Origin of the sequence: Chryseobacterium sediminis, from assembly GCF_008386505.1 — a bacterium.
In the GTDB taxonomy this organism is placed as follows: Bacteria; Bacteroidota; Bacteroidia; order Flavobacteriales; family Weeksellaceae; genus Chryseobacterium; species Chryseobacterium sediminis.
In genome coordinates this window covers 2,524,138-2,541,532 of sequence record NZ_VUNZ01000001.1, presented here as the reverse complement: position 1 = coordinate 2,541,532, position 17,395 = coordinate 2,524,138, and the positions used below count along the sequence as shown (strand labels likewise).

Genomic DNA, 17,395 nt, shown 5'->3' with positions numbered 1-17,395 from the left:
TTTGACAAAATTACAAAAATGTCATCACACTACGAATTTCATCAATTTTAAATTTTGTATCTTTGCACCCATAAAAAAGCTCTTTGAATGTTAGGAAGACGACAAATCCGTGAAAAAGTAGTACAGACAGTGTATTCATACTACCAAAATCCTGTAAAGTTTGATGTTTTAGAGAAAAACATGTTCGCTGGGATAGAGAAAATCTATTATCTATACATCTACCAACTTAATTTTTTGGTGGCTCTGAAAGAATTAGCAGAACATCAGATCGAAATTGGTAAGAACAAATATCTTAAAACTGATTCTGACATTAATCCTAACCAAAAATTCATCAACAACCAAGTATTGCTTAAACTGGAAGAAAATCCTGAAAGATTATTTTTTACAGGCCAGCATAAGCAGTTGAAATGGGATATGCATGATGACTTATTGGTAAAAACTTTCCAAAGAATTACTGCTGGAAAGCGTTATCAGGATTTCATGAAAGAAGATGGATACTCTTTTGAAGATGATCAGAAATTTATTGGAAAATTATTTTTAAGATATATTGCTGAAAATGAAGATTTTCATGATTATCTGGGAGATAAAGAACTTTCATGGTATGATGACATTCACATTGCCAACTCCATGGTACAAAAAACAATCGGTTTCCTGAGAGAAGATGAAGAAAGCAGAACTTTAATTAAAATGATTAAAGATGAAGAAGATAAGACTTTCGCTGCCAAACTGTTGAAAGATACTCTGAACAACTGGGAAAACAATGAAAAGAAACTGGGAGAAAGACTAGAAAACTGGGATTTGGAAAGAGTTTCTTTAATGGATAAAGTTATTTTATCTACAGCGATTGCGGAACTTGATAATTTTGCTTTCACACCTTCAAGAGTTGTTATTAATGAATATATTGAAATTGCAAAAGTATTCGCTACTGACCGTTCCAATATCTTCATCAATGGTATTTTAGATAAATATTGTAAAGATCAAAATAGAATATAAAATGAAAAAGACGTTATCAATTATCGCCTTGTCTATTATAGGCTTTGGGTTAGTTTCATGTAAAAAAGAAAACAAAGAAACTCAAAGTACTGAAACTGCAACTACTGATTCTGCAGCTGTTGCGGCTCCGGTAACCACTGATTCTGCGGCAGCACCTGTAACTGGTGAAGCAGCAGCTCCGGTTTCTAAGGAACCATCTACTTCTGTTGCTTTATCCGAAAACAGCTTCGATTTTGGAAAAATCAAAAAAGGAGATAAAGTGGAACACGTATATGAAATTACCAATACCGGGAAAAACCCTTTAATCATTTCTGAAGTTAAGCCAGGATGCGGATGTACAGCTCCTGATTTCACAAAAGAGCCGATTATGCCAGGTAAAAAAGGAAAAGTGACATTACACTTTGATTCTTCAAGCTTTGACGGAAACGTTCAGAAATATGCAGATGTTTTTGCAAACGTAGAAAAAGCTCCAATCAGATTGACATTTACAGCGAACATTCAACCATAATAATTACAATATGTTGACACTATTTTTACAGGCAGCAGGTGGGTCTTCACCTATGATGCTGATTATGATGGGGGTAATGTTTGTAGGATTTTATTTCCTGATGATAAGACCTCAGATGAAAAAACAAAAGCAAGAGAAAAACTTTCAGGAAAACCTTAAAGTAGGAACAAGAGTAGTCCTTACTTCAGGTCTTCACGGAAGAATTGCTCAGGTTCAGGATGATGGTTTTGTTATTGAAACATTATCAGGGAAACTGAAATTTGAAAAAGCTGCGGTTTCCAGAGAAATGACAGAATCTCGTTTTGGAGATAAAACAAAATCTGCAGATAAAGCAGATGACAAAAAAGAAACAGCAACTGAAGAAAAGAAATAATTCAGTCTGAAAATATTTAGCTGCGGCGGGTGAACAAAGTTCACCCGCCGCAGTCTTTTATATAGCTTACCAACCGGAACAAAATTTAATAAAGATGATTAAGTAGTCTCAGACTTCATTTGGGAATAGTGATTAATAAAATTATCTTTGTTCTATGAATCAAAACACAAACAAAACGGTTCTTATTCTGGGAGCTAATTCAGATGTAGCAAAACAATGTATTAAGCAATATATTGAAAAAGGATTTGCAGTGATCGCTGCTTCCAGAAATACCACATCTCTGGAAGATTTTATTAATTCAAATCATCTGGACTCTTCAAAAGTTTCTGTTTTGTATTTTGATGCAGCAGATTTTGATTCACATCATAAATTTTATTCCGAACTTCCTGTAAAACCTCATATTGTGGTATATGCAGCGGGGTTTTTAGTTGATAACCAAAAGGCACTGACTGATTTTAAAGGTGCAAAACAAATGATGGAAGTCAATTATATGGGCGGAGTCTCTATCCTGAGCATTATTGCAATGGATGAAGACAACAAAAACCTTGAAAGAATAATTGGACTCTCTTCATTGTCCGGAGTGAGAGGAAGAAAAAGTAATTTTGTTTACGGAAGTACCAAAGCTGCATTTACTCAGTTTCTGGCTGGATTGAGACAGGAATTAGCTTCCCGAAAAATTATTGTCAATGCATTAGTCATTGGCTATATCAGAACGAAAATCAATGAAGGATTGGAATTGAATGAATCCTTGATCATGGAACCCGATTATGTGGCGAAATATATTGTCAATGCAGGAAATTCCTTTACGATTGTTCCGAATTTTAAGTGGAAAATGATCTACCATATTCTTAGACTTTTGCCGGAAAGTCTGGCTGCAAAATTGCCATAAAAATATTCGCCGGCAAGCGCTGTTTTGTTGATAATTTTAGTTTTTAAAGAAGTTAATTTTGATGATCATCATACTTCGGTATCGTTTTTGTAATTCTATGACCCGAAAATTATTTCTTCCTGCAAGATTCAATTTCTGAATGATTATTGAGTAAAGCTGAAACAATCTGTTCTGCTGCCAATCTATTTTAATCTATAATATCATTTACTTTCACTTTTGAAGTGTAAGGTAAATTTCTTTTTTGGATAGTATTATTTAATCATTTTTAAATCCTGCGGAACTTAATATCTCATGATATAATAGTAAACACATAGCATACAATGGACGATTTAGAACTGAACAAGATTCAACAACACTGGGACACATTAATTTCTTCAGCAATTTCATGGGCACCGAGGGTTTTTACTGCAGTTATTTCTGCATTATTAATTTATCTGATTGGATCATGGATGATAAGAATGATCAAGAAACTGGCTGAGAAGGGTTTCAAAAAACGTAATATGGAAGCTTCATTGCAGCATTTCCTGTTGAATATTATCAATTGGGGACTTAATATTCTGCTATTCATTGTAGTTGTAACTCAGCTGGGAGTACAGACATCTGCATTTGTTGCCATGATTGGTGCCGCAGGTCTGGCGGTAGGTTTAGCTTTACAGGGATCCTTAACGAATTTTGCAGGAGGAATCTTAATTTTATTATTAAAACCGTTTAAAATTGGTGACTTTATTTCTACCAATTCCGGAGTTTCAGGGACGGTGCTGGCAATAGATATTTTTCATACGAAACTGGTTACGCCACAAAACCAATTGATCGTTATTCCTAACGGGGTGGTTTCAAATAACAGTATTACCAATTTTACCCAGCTGGGAACAAGAAGAACTTCATTGGATATCGGAGTTGCATATGATGCAGATTTAAGACAGACCAAAGATATTTTAATGAATGTCATTAAAAGTAATCAGTATGCTCTTGAAACACCTGCACCACAAGTAGTGGTGACTGAGCTTGGAGAAAGTGCGGTCAATTTATCAATAAGAGTAAGTACTTCTACAGAAAATTTCTGGGCGATGAACGAAGAACTAATCATCGGTTGTAAAGAAGCTCTCGATAAAGCAGAAATTGGAATTCCTTTTCCACAAAGAGATATGCATGTTTACAACAAGTAATTCATTGATATAAAAAGCTCCTGTATTTGTTTAATGCAGGAGCTTTTTTATTCTTTACAATTCAAATGAAAATTATTTATCTTTTGATTTTGTTTTACTTTTTAAAAATTCAAGTATTTCCGTATATTGATTAGTTTCTTCCTCACTGACAAGGAAAGTAAAGACTGTGCCCAATTCAATATGTATCAATATGATTTTATTGTAAACTTCATAGGTTACTTTTTTCCAAATACTTCTTACATCAAACTGTTCACTTTTGATAAGGATGCTGTCTTCATCAAAATATAATTCTGTTATAGGATGGTAGCCTTTTAATTCATCAATATGTTTATCTAATTTAATGGAATGATTGGCTTTCTGATAAAAAAAGTAGATAAGATAAAATATGCAGACTACTCCGGAAAATATGAATGCAAATCGTAAAAAGTCATACCTGCTCTTATTACCGATAAGGCTATCAAAAATAAAGAGAATAAGAAGGGTGTAACATAAATTTCTAAGAATAGTTGGGAGTTTCTTTTTCCATGAATAATAAAAATATTTCCACAATTGCTTGCGTACAATATTTTCATTAAAAGTTATCGGAACATTCAATGTGTTTTCCATTATTATAATTTCCGGCAAAAGTATAGAAATTAATCAATATTTTGCAGCAGCTCCAAAGCTTTCATCATATCAATTCCCTTACCCAAAACCGGTTTGAACAAATCTCCTTTCTTCTTAATCCTGTCCAGGGCATTATTAATATTAAAATCTGTAGGTTTCAGTCCGGGCTTCAATTCATCCCAATCCAGAGGCATGGAAACTGAAGCTCCCTGTTTAGGCCTCAGACTGTACGCGCTTGCCAGAGTTTGTCCTGTCCTGTTTTGAAGGTAATCGAGGTAGATTTTTTTATTATCTCTTTTTTGAAGACTTCTTTCCAAAGTCGTAATCTCAAGTAATTTTTCATTAACCTGTTTCATAAGAATATGGGCGAAATCTTTTACCTGGTCAAAATCATAATGAGATCCCATGGGAATATAGATATGAATTCCTGTACTTCCTGAAGTTTTGCAGTACCCTTTTACTTTAATAGCTTTTAAAACCTCATTCACCTGAAGTGCTGTTTCAATCACCTCATCAAATGTATTTTTGGAAGATGGATCCAGGTCTAAAACCAAATAATCAGGATGCTCCAGATCCGGTAAAGAACTGTTCCATGGGTTGAGGTCAATACAGCCTAAATTATTCAGATAGGCTAAAGTTGCTTTGTCATTGCAATATATATAGTCTATGTATTTATCATTGGATTCAGAATATACCTGTGTAGTTTTTATCCAGTCCGGAATATGATCTCCGGCATCTTTCTGATAAAAACTCTGTTCTTCAATTCCATTTGGAAAGCGGTTAAGAGAAAGCGGACGGTTTTTTAAATGAGGAAGAATATAACTGGCCACTGATTGATAGTAGTCAATGACATCTCCTTTGGTAATGCCGTCTTTTGGGAAATAGATTTTATCCTGATTCGTAAGCTTTACGATATGTTTGTCTAAAGTAATCTCTTTTTCTTTCTCAGAAATTTCAGTTTTTTTTGACGATGCTTTCGTTTTCATTTCTTTAGGTTTTTCGGTGAAGGATGAATCTTTGATGTCTTTACTATCTTTGTCTTCTCGTATCCCTATAAAAACGGGATGTCTGAAGATTCCATCTCGTGTAATTTCAGAATATTTGATTTCACAGATGAGTTCAGGCTTTGTCCAGGTTACCGGCATATTGGTCTTGGGAATAGCCTCGAATGGTGATGATTTCACAACGAGTTTCTGAAGTTTCCGGTAAAGCTCTTTTAAAGAAGCATTATTGAAACCCGTTCCGGTATGTCCGCAGTAAGTAAGCTTTCCATTCAGATATTTCCCTAAAATTAAGGCACCGAAACTTTTCCGTGAACCTCTGGGTTCTGTGAAACCACAAATAATAACCTCTTCTGTATTGGAAAATTTGATTTTAAGCCAGTCACTGGTTCTGTGATTTTCGATATATTGGCTTTGTGAACGTTTTGCAATCATCCCTTCCAATTGCATTTTTTTCATTTGTGCAAAAAACTCAACACCTTTTTCCGGAATATGATCACAATATTTAATACGATCAGTTTCGGTCAGGGCCTCTTTTAAAAGTTCTTTTCGCTGAATAAGGGGGAGATCTTCTGTAGAATGGCCATTCAGCCAGAGCAGATCAAAAACATGATACACAAGAGCTGCATCTGGATGATCCCCGATTTGCTGCAAAAGCTGAAAATTAGGTTTTCCTTGTTCATCATAGGCTACCACTTCACCATCCAGAATCACGTGGTGTTTCTGTTGTTCAAATTCCAGTGCTATTTTTTCAAATTTGGATAAAAATGAAATTCCGTTCCGGGAATAGAAAAGAGGGATGTCATGGCTTAAGTCAGCAACGGCTCTGTAGCCATCCCATTTTATTTCAAAAATCCAGTCTTTATCATTGAAAGCTTCTTCGGAAAGCTTAGCCAACATAGGTTTTATGAAAGACTTTATTTTTTTTTCATTCGTTAAAGAATTAAAACTTCTGAAGGGTTTCTCAGAGGTTATGACTTCTTTTTTTCTTTTATTTTTAGGCTTTTTTTTTCCTCTAAAAATTGGGTAACCAAAGATTTTGGTGAAGTGTTTTCTTCAGCATCATAGGGACTTTCGGCAAATTCGTCTTTGTGTTTGATGAGCAGCCATGCGTTGTCATCGGTATTTTTCATTTTAACCAAGGCAAATTCACCTTTCAGTTTCTTACCGTGTAAAATGAATTTTAGTGAACCGGCATGCAATTCTTTCAGCAGCTCTTTTTCATGGGAAAGTTTGGTGTTTTTTTCCAAAGGCTCATAAGTTCCGCTGTCCCATACTTCCACTTGTCCTGCACCATAATTTCCTTCGGGGATATTTCCTTCGAAATCTTTATAATCATAAGGATGATCTTCCACCATCATGGCAAGCCTTTTATCTTTTGGATCTAAAGACGGGCCTTTAGGAACGGCCCAGCTTTTCAGTACACCTTCCATTTCAAGCCGAAAATCATAATGCAGTCTGGAAGCGGCATGCCTTTGAATCACAAAAATCAGTTTGTCTTTGCTTTTTTTTGTTTTTCCTTTAGGTTCGCTGGTTTCATCGAACTTTCTTTTATCATGATAATCTTTGAGAGCCATTACGATGCGGATTTGGATTTAGAGGTATTCAGGCTGGCTTTTAACTGAGCCATGAGGTCAATTACTTTACCTTCTTTTGCAGGCTGTGCTTTTTTAGCTTTTATATTTTTACCTTTTGCTTTCTGTTTGATGATCTTCATCAGTTCATCAGAATAGGTGTCTTTGTACATTGTGGGATCAAAATCCTGAGAAAGCTGCTCAATAAGATTAACAGCCATTTTAAGTTCTGCCGGCTTGGGAGCTTTTTGAACGGGAATTTTTAAATCTTTATAATCTCTTATTTCCTGATCAAATCTCAAACGGTTGAGAACGAGGATGTCATCTTTGTATGGACGGATCATTCCAATAGCTTCTGTTTCCCGGAGTACAAATGTTCCGATTCCTACCATAGCTGTTTTTTCAAGAGCTTTCAGTAAAAGTCTGTAGGCATTTTCTCCATTTTTCTGAGGCTCCAGATAGTAAGGGTTTTCAAAATAGACACTATCTACTTCTACTTCCTTTACAAACTGGTCAATAGAGAGTATTTTTGACTTTTCGGGACTTGCTGCTTCGTAATCTTCCTCATCGAGAACAATATATTTGTCGTCCACGAGATAACCTTTGACGATATTTTCCCATTTAACTTCTTTTCCCGTATTTTCATTTACTCTTTTGAACCGGATATTGGAAAAATCAGATTTGTCGAGCATATCGAGATCCAATTTTGTAGTTTCAGTTGCGGAATAAATTTTAACAGGAATGTTGACTAAACCGAAGCCAATGGCGCCATTCCAAATTGCTTTCATTGTCTTACGTTTTTAAAAATCAAGCAATTAACATGCCGTTGGAGGCTTGTGTGGTACCTTTAGTAGGCTTTTTGTCAAATGACAATTGTTTTTAGCTTCTACTTTTATACCTTTATCTTTCCGTAATCCGTGGTTACAAAAAAATATGGAAGAACTTTTTAATTATATCAAAAAATTCGGGACACTGAATCCTCAGGATGAACTTTTGATTGCTGAAGGAATTCAGGAAATCACTGTAAAGAAAGGAGATCCTTTTATAGAAGCAGGTAAGGTGAGCCAAAGAATTGCTTTTGTGAAAGAAGGAGTCTTCCGGTCTTTGTATTATAATAAACAAGGGGATGATTTTACCCGCTATTTTATTTACGAAGGAAGGTTTATCGGAGATTTTCAGGGTTTTACTGATCAACTGCCTGCTCACGAAGATATTGAAGCGATTACCGATGCTGTATTGCTGGTGATAGATCTTAAGCATTTTAAAATACTGGAAGAGAAGATAACAGTGTGGCCGGTTTTATTTGCAAGAATCCATGCTTTTGTTGTGGAGAATAAGCTGAAGGTAGCGAGTATCATGCTGAATCAGGATGCAAAATCACGGTACATTCACTTTTTAAATCATTATCCCGGTCTTGCCAACAGAGTTCCTCAGTCTATGCTGGCATCTTATCTTGGGGTCACTCCTTCTTCGCTGAGCAGAATAAGGAGAAATATCATTTAGATTATCAATACTTAGGAGTTGGAGAGTAAGAGTGTTTGAGAGTTTATGAACTGTTTTTAGTTTCTACCATTAAACTTATTAAATCTCTTTTTGTCAAATGGCAATGGCCTTTCTCGTTGACTGTCATAGCTTTGCCTCATAAAAATTAAAGTACGAATATGGATATTGTATTAGGATTACAATGGGGAGATGAAGGTAAAGGAAAGTTTATTGATCTTATCAGTGAAAATTACGACATTACAGCACGTTTTAATGGCGGATCTAATGCTGGGCACAGCATTGAAAGAAACGGACGTAGAATAACGCTTAAAATGATTCCTTCGGGGATCTTCATGAAAGGGGTGCAGAATGTGATCGGCACGGGAACTGTTTTGGATCCTGTAAGTTTTAAAAAAGAAATTGCAAATCTTCAGGTATTTGATAACACCGTTCAGCCGGAAAACAATGTGATTATTTCTCTTAAAGCTCACTTTGTACTGCCAACCCACAAGCTTCTGGATGTTTTTATGGAAGAAAGTTCTGATTATACAACCATCGGGACAACGAAAAACGGGATTGCACAGGCGTATTCAAATAAAATTTTAAGACAGAATGTAAGAGTGGGAGATATGTTTGCTCCTGACTTTAGAAGTAGAGTGCAGCATATTTTAGAAAGAGATTATAAAATGCTGACAGCAGGAGGTATGGAGCTTCCTTCTTTGGAGGAAATAAGCAATGAGTTTTTTGAAGCGGTAGACTTTCTTAAGAGGTTCAAATGTATTGAAACAGAAATATATTTAAACAATGCTCTGGCAGAAGGAAAAACAATATTAGCTGAAGGATCTCAGGCCGCAATGCTTGATATTGACCATGGAACATATCCTTATGTTACTTCTTCTTCAACTACTGCTTCAGGAGCGAGCAGTGGACTTGGTGTTTCACCGAAAAAGATCGGTGAAATATTTGGAATTGCAAAGGCATACTGTACTAGAGTAGGAAATGGAGTATTTCCGACAGAATTATTTGATGAATTGGGCGACGAGATAAGAACAAAAGGAAATGAATTTGGTTCCAATACCGGACGTCCAAGAAGAACTGGCTGGTTAGATTTACCTGCTTTAAAGTATGCGGTGATGATCAATGGAGTTACTCAGTTGGTTCTGACGAAGGCAGATGTTTTAAGCGGATTGAAATCGGTAGCAGTGTGTACCCATTATGAACTTGAAGATGGAAAAACAATAGATGTATCAGGTTTACTTCCTGAAAATGGAAAACCTATACTGAAATGGATGAAGGGATGGGATGCTGATTTTTCTGCTATGAAAAGTCCTTCGGAACTGCCAGCAGAAGTTAACGAGTTTCTTGCATTTCTGGAAACAGAATTAGGAATTCCGGTGGCTTATCTTTCCACAGGGCCGGGCAGAAATGAAATGTTGAAATTAACCGATAAATAGTTATTGGACAGAAATTATAATAAAAAGAAGAGGTTAGGAATTTTGTTCCTAACCTCTTTATTTGGGTGAAAAAGCTTAGTTAACTTTTGTAAGTATAAAGCGTTGCTTTGTTGAAGGCTGAACCGTTTGATCTGTAGTACCAATTACAATTGGGGTAAGATTAGTTGTTAAGCCATTTTTTACTTCTAATCTCAATGATGGTGCATTCTTAGGAGCGAATCCAAAACCATTATTTCCCAAATTGAATAATAACCATTTCTGAGAATCTGTATTAGAATTGGTTCTTAATTCAACAGCCGTTCCATTCGTTGTTCCGTTAGCTTTTACGGTTAACACCTTTGCAGGATCCAATATAGATTTGATGATATAATAACCATGATCTGATTTGCTAAATGTAAATCTCTGGTTATTTCCAGTAGAAGCTGAGTACAGAATTACGCTGGTACCGTCTGTAGTGGAGCTTCCGGAAATATCTAAATTTTTATCATTAGCTAAAGCTGTTGTCATTGTATAAGTCCCGTTGACTGCAGAAGTGGCATTTACAGGTCCATACAAGTGATTAATTCCGGCATAATCACCGGCAGATAGTCCTGTTCTTTGCTTAGTGAAAGTAGATCCGTCCAATTTTGTCATTACGGGCTGACTTGGGTCTATAGCAAAGTCTGTAGACTGATACATCATTACTGATCCGAAATCAAATGCACCATGTCCTGCGTAATCATTGTAAAGGTTGAAGTTATGGCGGCTTCCTTCTACAGCTTTGTTTACATCTACGATAATATACTGATCTCTGTCCGGACGGCACTGCTCATGCATGATTCCCATGGAGTGCATGATTTCGTGAGCAATAATTGCAGGATAAGTAATATTGTAAATTTTAATCCCGTTAACTCTGTTTTTTTGCCATCCAAGTGGAGAACTGTTGGACGTTGTATACGTAAAGGTGATATACTCTGTCTGATTGGTACGTTCAACAAACTGAACATTGGTTTGAGAAGAAATCATATCAAACGCTTTGTTGATATTGGTAAGGAATGTATTGTAATTCTGAGTACTCATACTTCCCTGGCTGGGTAATGTATAATAGACGGTTGCATTCGGCCATGTCTTAATAAAAGAACTTACAATGGTGCTTTTTCCAGCTGTTGACATTTCAGAATTGGCCTGCATCTTTAATTTGTCAAACTGTTCGGAGCTGATAGTAATATCATCTGCATAAAAATATTCTCCATTTACTTCATTAACATACGTGTAGTTTCCGTTAATTAATAATTTGTGAATCTTTGCGTTGTCTAGCTTCGTTGTTGTTGGGTCCATTGAATCTGCCTGTGCGTTTTCAATATCAGACCTACATGAATTCAGTGCCAAAACTAGGCATCCTGATAAGAGTAATAGTTTGCTTTTCATATTATTTAATATTGGTTTGGTGATCAGGTTTTTAAATATGAACAGCTAAATTATTATCATACGCAAAAGATTATTAAAATTAATCAAATCCTGAGTTTTGAGTAAGTCTTCATTATAATTCAGCTATGTGTGACAAATATATTAATAAAAGTTATTATTTAAACATAACATAATATAATGATTGTTTTGTTGGGTTTTTATTTAAAAAATGTATTTGTTTCTCTAAATAATTTATTTTGATTTAATTTTTACTATTTATTTTCAAATTTAATTATTTCACGAATATTTGATATAGTGACGAAAACTGTCTTTTATAGTGACATAAAGCTAATTCTATCAACAAATTAATAAATTATACTAAAATTTGTAATGTTGTAGAATCCCAATAATGTTACACTATGTAAATTATTTTTTCATATAATATAGCCGATATAGAACGTTGGTAAATAGAAGATTCCTGTAACTTATAATAAAAAAAGCGGGGCAAATACCCCGCTTTACTTTTATGCTTTTAAGTTTAGTTGTAATTCCAGTTCATCGAGCTGTGCATCAGCAATTGAGGCAGGTGCGTCAATCATTACATCTCGTCCTGAATTGTTCTTAGGGAATGCGATATAATCTCTGATAACTTCATTTCCGTCAAGGATTGCTACCAAACGGTCAAACCCGAATGCTAAACCTCCGTGTGGCGGTGCCCCGTATTTGAAGGCATTCATAAGGAATCCAAACTGGGCCTCTGCTTCTTCTTTGGTAAATCCTAATAAATCAAACATTCTGGATTGAAGATCTCTGTCAAAAATTCTGATTGATCCTCCTCCGATTTCGTTTCCGTTCAGAACCATGTCATAAGCATTAGCTCTTGCTTTTCCTGGGTCTGTTTCTAATAAGTGGATATCTTCCGGTTTTGGAGAAGTAAACGGGTGGTGCATTGCATGGTAACGTCCACTTTCTTCATCAAATTCCAATAGCGGAAAGTCAACAACCCAAAGTGGTGCAAATACATTTCCTTTTCTTAATCCCAAACGGTTTCCAAGCTCCATTCTTAAAGCAGAAAGCTGGGCTCTTACTTTATTTTCGTTTCCGGAAAGAATCAACATTAAGTCTCCTTCTTTAGCCCCGAATTTTTCAATGATTTTTGCTAAATCCTCTTCGTTGTAGAATTTGTTCACTGATGAGGTTTTCACTCCGTCATTCTGGAATTTAGCCCAAACCATTCCTGAAGCTCCAACCTGAGGACGCTTTACCCAATCAACAAGTTCATCTATCTGTTTTCTCGTATATTCTGCGCATCCTTCTACATTGATTCCGACAACTAATTCTGCGTCATCAAATATTTTAAAGTCTTTTCCTTTTACCAGTTCGTTCAGCTCTACGAACTCCATTCCGAAACGGATATCCGGTTTGTCATTTCCATATTTTCTCATTGCATCTGCGAAAGTCATTCTTGGGAAATCTCCGAATTCCTGACCTGTAATATCTTTGATAAGAGTTTTAGTCATTCCTTCAAAAACGTTCATGACATCCTCCTGCTCCACAAACGCCATTTCACAGTCGATCTGTGTAAATTCCGGCTGTCTGTCTGCTCTTAAATCCTCATCACGGAAACATTTTACAATCTGGAAATACTTATCCATTCCACCTACCATCAAAAGCTGTTTGAAAGTTTGTGGAGATTGTGGCAATGCATAAAACTGTCCCGGATTCATTCTGCTTGGTACCACGAAGTCTCTTGCCCCTTCCGGAGTAGACTTGATTAAAACAGGTGTTTCCACTTCAATGAAACCTTCCTCTGATAAGTAATTTCTTACTTTCTGTGCCATCTTGTGACGGAAGATCAGTTTATCTTTTACCGGATTTCTTCTGATATCCAGATAACGGTATTTCATTCTTAATTCTTCACCGCCGTCCGTTTCATCCTCAATAGTGAAAGGAGGAAGCTGAGAATCATTCAGAATAGTCAGTTTTTCTACCAGAATTTCAATTTCCCCTGTTGGAATATTAGGGTTTTTGCTTACTCTTTCAATAACTTTTCCGGTAGCCTGAATCACAAATTCACGGCCCAGTTTTTTAGCTTCTTCCATCAGTTGCGCAGAAGAACGCTCCTGGTCAAAAACCAGCTGGGTAATTCCGTAACGATCTCGAAGATCTACCCAAATCATAAATCCTTTATCACGGATAGTTTGTACCCATCCTGATAGTGTAACTTCTTCATTCAGATTTTTCAGAGATAGCTCTCCGTTGGTGTGTGATCGAAACATAATTATTTGTTTAAAGTTCAATGTTTAAGGTTCAATTCCGAACCTTGAATTTTTCGTTGGCAAAGATAAGATTTTTGCAGGTTTTATAAATAAAAAAAACTTCCTTTCGGAAGTTTCGTATATTGTTTTAAGGTTTTTTAATTTCTATTACCACCTTTTTCTGTCAGAATTTTCTTTATTTCTTCAGTCCCTTTTGTATCATCAGCTACTTCAAGAGGTGTTTTATTCTGACATTTTTTATTAACATTAGCCTTGTTGTCCAAAAGGAAGTTTATAATATTCTTTCTATCAGACATTACACTAAACCCAAGAGGTGAGTAAGCTATATTTCCAACAAGGAAGCATTTGTTGTAATCTCCCGGGGCAAACTGCTTTTTAAATGTTGCCACATCATCAGAATAGATGGCTTTCATCTTTTCCTGAGTCATCTTCTGAGCAGAGAACATGCTGCCGGATAGTAACATTCCAAATAGAAAGGTAGTAGAGATTATTTTTTTCATAAGAATACTTTTTTAAGAATATACAAATCTAAATTAAATTTTATTACCAATTGCTAAGTTTTGATAATAATTATCGTTCTATTAATCAGATTATTCTCGTATTCATTATAGAATTACAAAACTGCTGTTTTGAATGTTATAAATTGAAAATTACTCCAAAAGCTTAATGACCTCAGGCTTCTCATATTTCCGGGCATAGTCCAGAGCGGTATAACCTGCCGATGTTTTGGTCTCTTTTTTTGCTCCATTGGCCAGCAGTTTCTTTGTGAACTCTGTATTTCCATATTTTGCAGCAAACATCAACGGGGTTTTTCCGTCACATACTTTGTCCAAATCAGCTTTTTCATCAATCAGTTTTTGGAATATCTCTTTACTATTCATTTTAATGGCTAAGCCTAATAAAGTATAGGTGTTATTTTCAATCTGATAACAGGTATTGATGTTGTTTTTATTGATCAGAGTATTAAAATAAGCTGTATTATCATACTTCAGCATTTGTTTGTGTTCATTAGTCAGCTCTTGAGCGTTGGCAAATGCTGAAAATACAACCCATGTCAAAATGATTGTTTTTAAGGTTAAATTGAGTTTCATATTATTTATTTTAAGGTTTAAATTCTAATATATCGCCAGGCTGACAATCCAGTGCTGTACAGATTGCTTCTAAGGTTGAAATTTTTAAGGCTTTGGCTTTTCCGTTTTTTAAAATTGAAAGATTGGCTTGTGTAATTCCTATTTTTTCAGCCAGTTCCTGAGACTGCATTTTTCGTTTTGCAAGCATTACATCAATGTTGATAATGATCGGCATAATTATATTGTTAAGTCATTTTCTGTTTGTAATTCATATCCTTTTTTAAAAAATTCTATAATAAAAAGGATAATGATTCCTAAGGTAAGGTGAAGTAATATAAACATTGGATCTATACTGTATACAGACTTGTCCATGAAATATAAAACGACACAATAAACCGGAATGAAAATGATATTGAGAATGGCAAATAGTTTGAGGTCCCGGATCACTTTTATATCAAAAATAATTTCCTTGCTCATTCCTTTAAAAATTCTGAACAGATAAAAAGTAAACAGACTGTAAAATCCAATGAAAAATATAATTGAAATGAAAGTATAAAGCGTATAACTTCCTTTGATTACAGAACCGGTTAAGGGCAAGTTGAATTGAAAGGCTGAAGAATCAGCAGTTGTTTTTGTGACTTCATTATTGAAATCTCCGGTCTTAAAAGTATCTGAGAAATACTGTGTCCCTTGATGTATGTTGAGATACACTATAATGAATCCAAAAATTAAATAACCTAAATACAAAAGCTGAGCTATTGAGGTAGCCAACAGAATTTTATTTAAAATTGTGGAGAGAGACTTTTCACCAATTAATTTCATGTAATTATTATTTTTATTTGTTGTAAATGTATAAATATTTATCGTAAAACGATAAATATTTATTGTTAATTTTGTTTTTAAATATTTTGATTCAATTTTTTTACAAGAGTAATCAGTATTCAAGAGGTATTAAAAACTTTTCATATGCCAACTTTTAATTGCTTTTGAATGAATACTTTTGCTAAGTAAACTAAAGAAATCATGACAAAATATGTTGAGTTTTTAAAAAAAGCGTTCAGTGGCGAAGAAACTGATTTTACGAAGGTGAATATCAGAAGTGCTGTATTGCTTTTAGCCATCCCCATGATGTTGGAAATGGCTATGGAATCAGTATTTGCCCTTGTTGATCTGTATTTTGTCGGACACCTGAAAGAAAGTGGTTTTGCTATTCAGACAGTAGGACTTACCGAATCTGTACTTTCGGTGATGTATTCTATTGCGATTGGGATGAGTATGGCGGCAACAGCTTTGGTGGCAAGACGAATTGGAGAGAAGAATCCGGAGCAGGCATCCAGAAGTGCAGCACAGGTATTATTGGTTTCATTTGCTATTACTTTTGTTTTGAGTTTACTGGGAGTGATCTATGCTGAGGAAATCCTGATTTTGATGGGTTCAAAGCCGGAAGCAGCGGCTTATGGGAAGAATTTTACCAGAATTATGATGAGCAGCAGTACAATCATTATGCTGTTATTCCTAATTAATGGGATTTTCAGAGGTGCGGGAAATGCTATGATTGCTATGAAAAGCTTATGGATAGCTAATATTGCCAATATTATTCTATGTCCAATTCTGATAAAAGGATTAGGTCCTGTTCCTGCTTTGGGACTAACCGGAGCAGCTCTGGCAACAACTATAGGTCGTAGTATTGGGGTGATTTACCAATTATATCATCTTTTAGTAGCCGATACTCAAATCCGCATAAAGATTCCTTATTTTAAGCCGAATTATGAATTAATAAAATCCATTATAAAGATCGCAACCCCTGGAATCTTTCAGTTTGTAATCGCTTCGTGTAGCTGGATTTTCCTCGCAGAACTGGTAGCGACTACAGGAGGCGAAAATGCATCAGCCGGCTATCAGACAGCTTTAAGGCTGATGATGTTCTTTATGCTTCCGGCCTGGGGACTCAGCAATGCGGCATCTACACTGGTAGGGCAGAATATGGGAGCAAATGAAATGCTGAGAGCAGAACAATCGGTAATGAAGACCGTGAAATATAATGTCATTTTTATGTTAATCGTAAGCCTGATATTTATTTTTATGGGAAATTTTTTAGTTGGTTTTTTCACTCAGGAAATGGCTATTAAAGACTTTGCTAAAAATGCCCTTCAGATTATGAGTACGGGGTTTATTTTCTATGGAATAGGAATGGTTATGATCAATGCGTTCAATGGAGCAGGAGATACCTGGACACCTACCTGGGTAAATCTTTTTGGGTTCTGGCTGTTTCAGATTCCTATGGCGTATTTTCTGTCAAAATATCTTGGTATGGGCCCAAAAGGAGTTTTTATTTCAATCCCTGCCGCAGAAACCCTGATTACCATAGTTGCTTTTATCTTGTTTAAAAAAGGAAAGTGGAAAACGATAAAAGTGTAGAAAGCATTGGGAGTACTGGCGCTTGAAATATTTAAGATAATCTTATCGACAAGTATTAAAGTAGAGATAGATTTTGATCTGCAAGCAGAGAATAGAAAATGGTAATCTGAAAGTAACTTCCATCATCCTTCCTCAGACTTATTTCCTTAATTTATAAAACTTTAACAGGTTTATTAATTGGATTTTAGAACAGTAT

The 17,395-nt window shown here is 35.4% G+C and carries 18 protein-coding genes; 8 read left to right on the top strand and 10 right to left on the bottom strand.

Going from position 1 to position 17,395, the window contains the following annotated elements:
• Positions 1-87: 87 nt before the first annotated feature.
• The 5 genes from FW780_RS11520 (at position 88) to FW780_RS11500 (ending at position 3,929) form a co-directional block, all read left to right on the top strand.
• Entirely contained in the window at positions 88-993 is a 906-nt protein-coding gene (locus tag FW780_RS11520) for a transcription antitermination protein NusB (RefSeq protein WP_149833694.1), read from the top strand.
• A gap of 1 nt (position 994) precedes the next feature.
• Complete coding sequence (locus FW780_RS11515) at positions 995-1,501, top strand: DUF1573 domain-containing protein (RefSeq protein WP_149833693.1); 507 nt, start codon at positions 995-997, stop codon at positions 1,499-1,501.
• Between the two features lie 10 nt (positions 1,502-1,511).
• Positions 1,512-1,874: a preprotein translocase subunit YajC gene (yajC, locus tag FW780_RS11510; RefSeq protein WP_149833692.1), complete on the top strand. Its 363-nt coding sequence runs from the start codon at positions 1,512-1,514 to the stop codon at positions 1,872-1,874.
• Positions 1,875-2,028: 154 nt separating this feature from the next.
• Positions 2,029-2,763 carry an SDR family NAD(P)-dependent oxidoreductase gene (locus FW780_RS11505; protein WP_149833691.1) on the top strand — a complete coding sequence of 245 codons (735 nt, stop codon included), beginning with the start codon at positions 2,029-2,031 and terminating at the stop codon, positions 2,761-2,763.
• A gap of 320 nt (positions 2,764-3,083) precedes the next feature.
• Positions 3,084-3,929: a mechanosensitive ion channel family protein gene (locus FW780_RS11500; RefSeq protein ID WP_149833690.1), complete on the top strand. Its 846-nt coding sequence runs from the start codon at positions 3,084-3,086 to the stop codon at positions 3,927-3,929.
• A gap of 72 nt (positions 3,930-4,001) precedes the next feature.
• On the opposite strand, the gene FW780_RS11495 is transcribed toward FW780_RS11500, so the two are convergent.
• The 4 genes from FW780_RS11495 to ku all read right to left on the bottom strand — a co-directional run bounded on the left by FW780_RS11495 (position 4,002) and on the right by ku (position 7,898).
• Positions 4,002-4,535: a hypothetical protein gene (locus FW780_RS11495; protein ID WP_149833689.1), complete on the bottom strand. Its 534-nt coding sequence runs from the start codon at positions 4,533-4,535 to the stop codon at positions 4,002-4,004.
• A gap of 29 nt (positions 4,536-4,564) precedes the next feature.
• Positions 4,565-6,436 (bottom strand): DNA ligase D, encoded by a 1,872-nt coding sequence (ligD, locus tag FW780_RS11490; protein WP_149833688.1) that lies wholly within the window; start codon positions 6,434-6,436, stop codon positions 4,565-4,567.
• 71 nt (positions 6,437-6,507) lie between these two features.
• Positions 6,508-7,113, bottom strand: a complete 606-nt coding sequence (locus FW780_RS11485; RefSeq protein WP_149833687.1) for a DNA polymerase ligase N-terminal domain-containing protein — start codon at positions 7,111-7,113, stop codon at positions 6,508-6,510.
• Complete coding sequence (gene ku / locus FW780_RS11480) at positions 7,113-7,898, bottom strand: non-homologous end joining protein Ku (protein ID WP_149833686.1); 786 nt, start codon at positions 7,896-7,898, stop codon at positions 7,113-7,115. The genes FW780_RS11485 and ku overlap by 1 nt, the downstream gene beginning before the upstream one ends.
• Before the next feature lie 145 nt (positions 7,899-8,043).
• On the opposite strand from ku, the gene FW780_RS11475 reads away from it, so the two are divergent.
• Positions 8,044-8,613 (top strand): Crp/Fnr family transcriptional regulator, encoded by a 570-nt coding sequence (locus FW780_RS11475; protein WP_149833685.1) that lies wholly within the window; start codon positions 8,044-8,046, stop codon positions 8,611-8,613.
• A gap of 158 nt (positions 8,614-8,771) precedes the next feature.
• Positions 8,772-10,046 (top strand): adenylosuccinate synthase, encoded by a 1,275-nt coding sequence (locus FW780_RS11470; RefSeq protein WP_149833684.1) that lies wholly within the window; start codon positions 8,772-8,774, stop codon positions 10,044-10,046.
• 75 nt (positions 10,047-10,121) lie between these two features.
• Here the strand turns inward: FW780_RS11470 and FW780_RS11465 are convergent, their stop codons facing one another.
• The 6 genes from FW780_RS11465 to FW780_RS11440 form a co-directional block, all read right to left on the bottom strand.
• On the bottom strand, positions 10,122-11,453 hold the full coding sequence (locus FW780_RS11465; protein WP_149833683.1) for a M12 family metallopeptidase: 1,332 nt from the start codon (positions 11,451-11,453) through the stop codon (positions 10,122-10,124).
• A gap of 503 nt (positions 11,454-11,956) precedes the next feature.
• Complete coding sequence (gene aspS / locus FW780_RS11460; RefSeq protein WP_149833682.1) at positions 11,957-13,711, bottom strand: aspartate--tRNA ligase; 1,755 nt, start codon at positions 13,709-13,711, stop codon at positions 11,957-11,959.
• Between the two features lie 137 nt (positions 13,712-13,848).
• On the bottom strand, positions 13,849-14,211 hold the full coding sequence (locus FW780_RS11455; RefSeq protein WP_149833681.1) for an ankyrin repeat domain-containing protein: 363 nt from the start codon (positions 14,209-14,211) through the stop codon (positions 13,849-13,851).
• A gap of 150 nt (positions 14,212-14,361) precedes the next feature.
• Positions 14,362-14,802: an ankyrin repeat domain-containing protein gene (locus tag FW780_RS11450; protein ID WP_149833680.1), complete on the bottom strand. Its 441-nt coding sequence runs from the start codon at positions 14,800-14,802 to the stop codon at positions 14,362-14,364.
• 10 nt (positions 14,803-14,812) lie between these two features.
• Positions 14,813-15,016 carry a helix-turn-helix domain-containing protein gene (locus FW780_RS11445; RefSeq protein WP_077418859.1) on the bottom strand — a complete coding sequence of 68 codons (204 nt, stop codon included), beginning with the start codon at positions 15,014-15,016 and terminating at the stop codon, positions 14,813-14,815.
• 2 nt (positions 15,017-15,018) lie between these two features.
• Positions 15,019-15,603: a DUF2975 domain-containing protein gene (locus tag FW780_RS11440; RefSeq protein WP_149833679.1), complete on the bottom strand. Its 585-nt coding sequence runs from the start codon at positions 15,601-15,603 to the stop codon at positions 15,019-15,021.
• A 201-nt stretch (positions 15,604-15,804) separates the two neighbouring features.
• Here FW780_RS11440 and FW780_RS11435 point away from each other — a divergent pair, with 201 nt between their 5' ends.
• Entirely contained in the window at positions 15,805-17,199 is a 1,395-nt protein-coding gene (locus tag FW780_RS11435; protein ID WP_149833678.1) for an MATE family efflux transporter, read from the top strand.
• Positions 17,200-17,395 lie beyond the last annotated feature (196 nt).

Excerpts from the sequence above, each read along its gene's own strand:
- FW780_RS11520 (WP_149833694.1), top strand. The coding sequence starts at position 88 with ATGTTAGGAAGACGACAAATCCGTGAAAAAGTAGTACAGACAGTGTAT.
- FW780_RS11515 (WP_149833693.1), top strand. The coding sequence starts at position 995 with ATGAAAAAGACGTTATCAATTATCGCCTTGTCTATTATAGGCTTTGGG.
- yajC (WP_149833692.1), top strand. The coding sequence starts at position 1,512 with ATGTTGACACTATTTTTACAGGCAGCAGGTGGGTCTTCACCTATGATG.
- FW780_RS11505 (WP_149833691.1), top strand. The coding sequence starts at position 2,029 with ATGAATCAAAACACAAACAAAACGGTTCTTATTCTGGGAGCTAATTCA.
- FW780_RS11500 (WP_149833690.1), top strand. The coding sequence starts at position 3,084 with ATGGACGATTTAGAACTGAACAAGATTCAACAACACTGGGACACATTA.
- FW780_RS11495 (WP_149833689.1), bottom strand. The coding sequence starts at position 4,535 with ATGGAAAACACATTGAATGTTCCGATAACTTTTAATGAAAATATTGTA.
- ligD (WP_149833688.1), bottom strand. The coding sequence starts at position 6,436 with ATGTTGGCTAAGCTTTCCGAAGAAGCTTTCAATGATAAAGACTGGATT.
- FW780_RS11485 (WP_149833687.1), bottom strand. The coding sequence starts at position 7,113 with ATGGCTCTCAAAGATTATCATGATAAAAGAAAGTTCGATGAAACCAGC.
- ku (WP_149833686.1), bottom strand. The coding sequence starts at position 7,898 with ATGAAAGCAATTTGGAATGGCGCCATTGGCTTCGGTTTAGTCAACATT.
- FW780_RS11475 (WP_149833685.1), top strand. The coding sequence starts at position 8,044 with ATGGAAGAACTTTTTAATTATATCAAAAAATTCGGGACACTGAATCCT.
- FW780_RS11470 (WP_149833684.1), top strand. The coding sequence starts at position 8,772 with ATGGATATTGTATTAGGATTACAATGGGGAGATGAAGGTAAAGGAAAG.
- FW780_RS11465 (WP_149833683.1), bottom strand. The coding sequence starts at position 11,453 with ATGAAAAGCAAACTATTACTCTTATCAGGATGCCTAGTTTTGGCACTG.
- aspS (WP_149833682.1), bottom strand. The coding sequence starts at position 13,711 with ATGTTTCGATCACACACCAACGGAGAGCTATCTCTGAAAAATCTGAAT.
- FW780_RS11455 (WP_149833681.1), bottom strand. The coding sequence starts at position 14,211 with ATGAAAAAAATAATCTCTACTACCTTTCTATTTGGAATGTTACTATCC.
- FW780_RS11450 (WP_149833680.1), bottom strand. The coding sequence starts at position 14,802 with ATGAAACTCAATTTAACCTTAAAAACAATCATTTTGACATGGGTTGTA.
- FW780_RS11445 (WP_077418859.1), bottom strand. The coding sequence starts at position 15,016 with ATGCCGATCATTATCAACATTGATGTAATGCTTGCAAAACGAAAAATG.
- FW780_RS11440 (WP_149833679.1), bottom strand. The coding sequence starts at position 15,603 with ATGAAATTAATTGGTGAAAAGTCTCTCTCCACAATTTTAAATAAAATT.
- FW780_RS11435 (WP_149833678.1), top strand. The coding sequence starts at position 15,805 with ATGACAAAATATGTTGAGTTTTTAAAAAAAGCGTTCAGTGGCGAAGAA.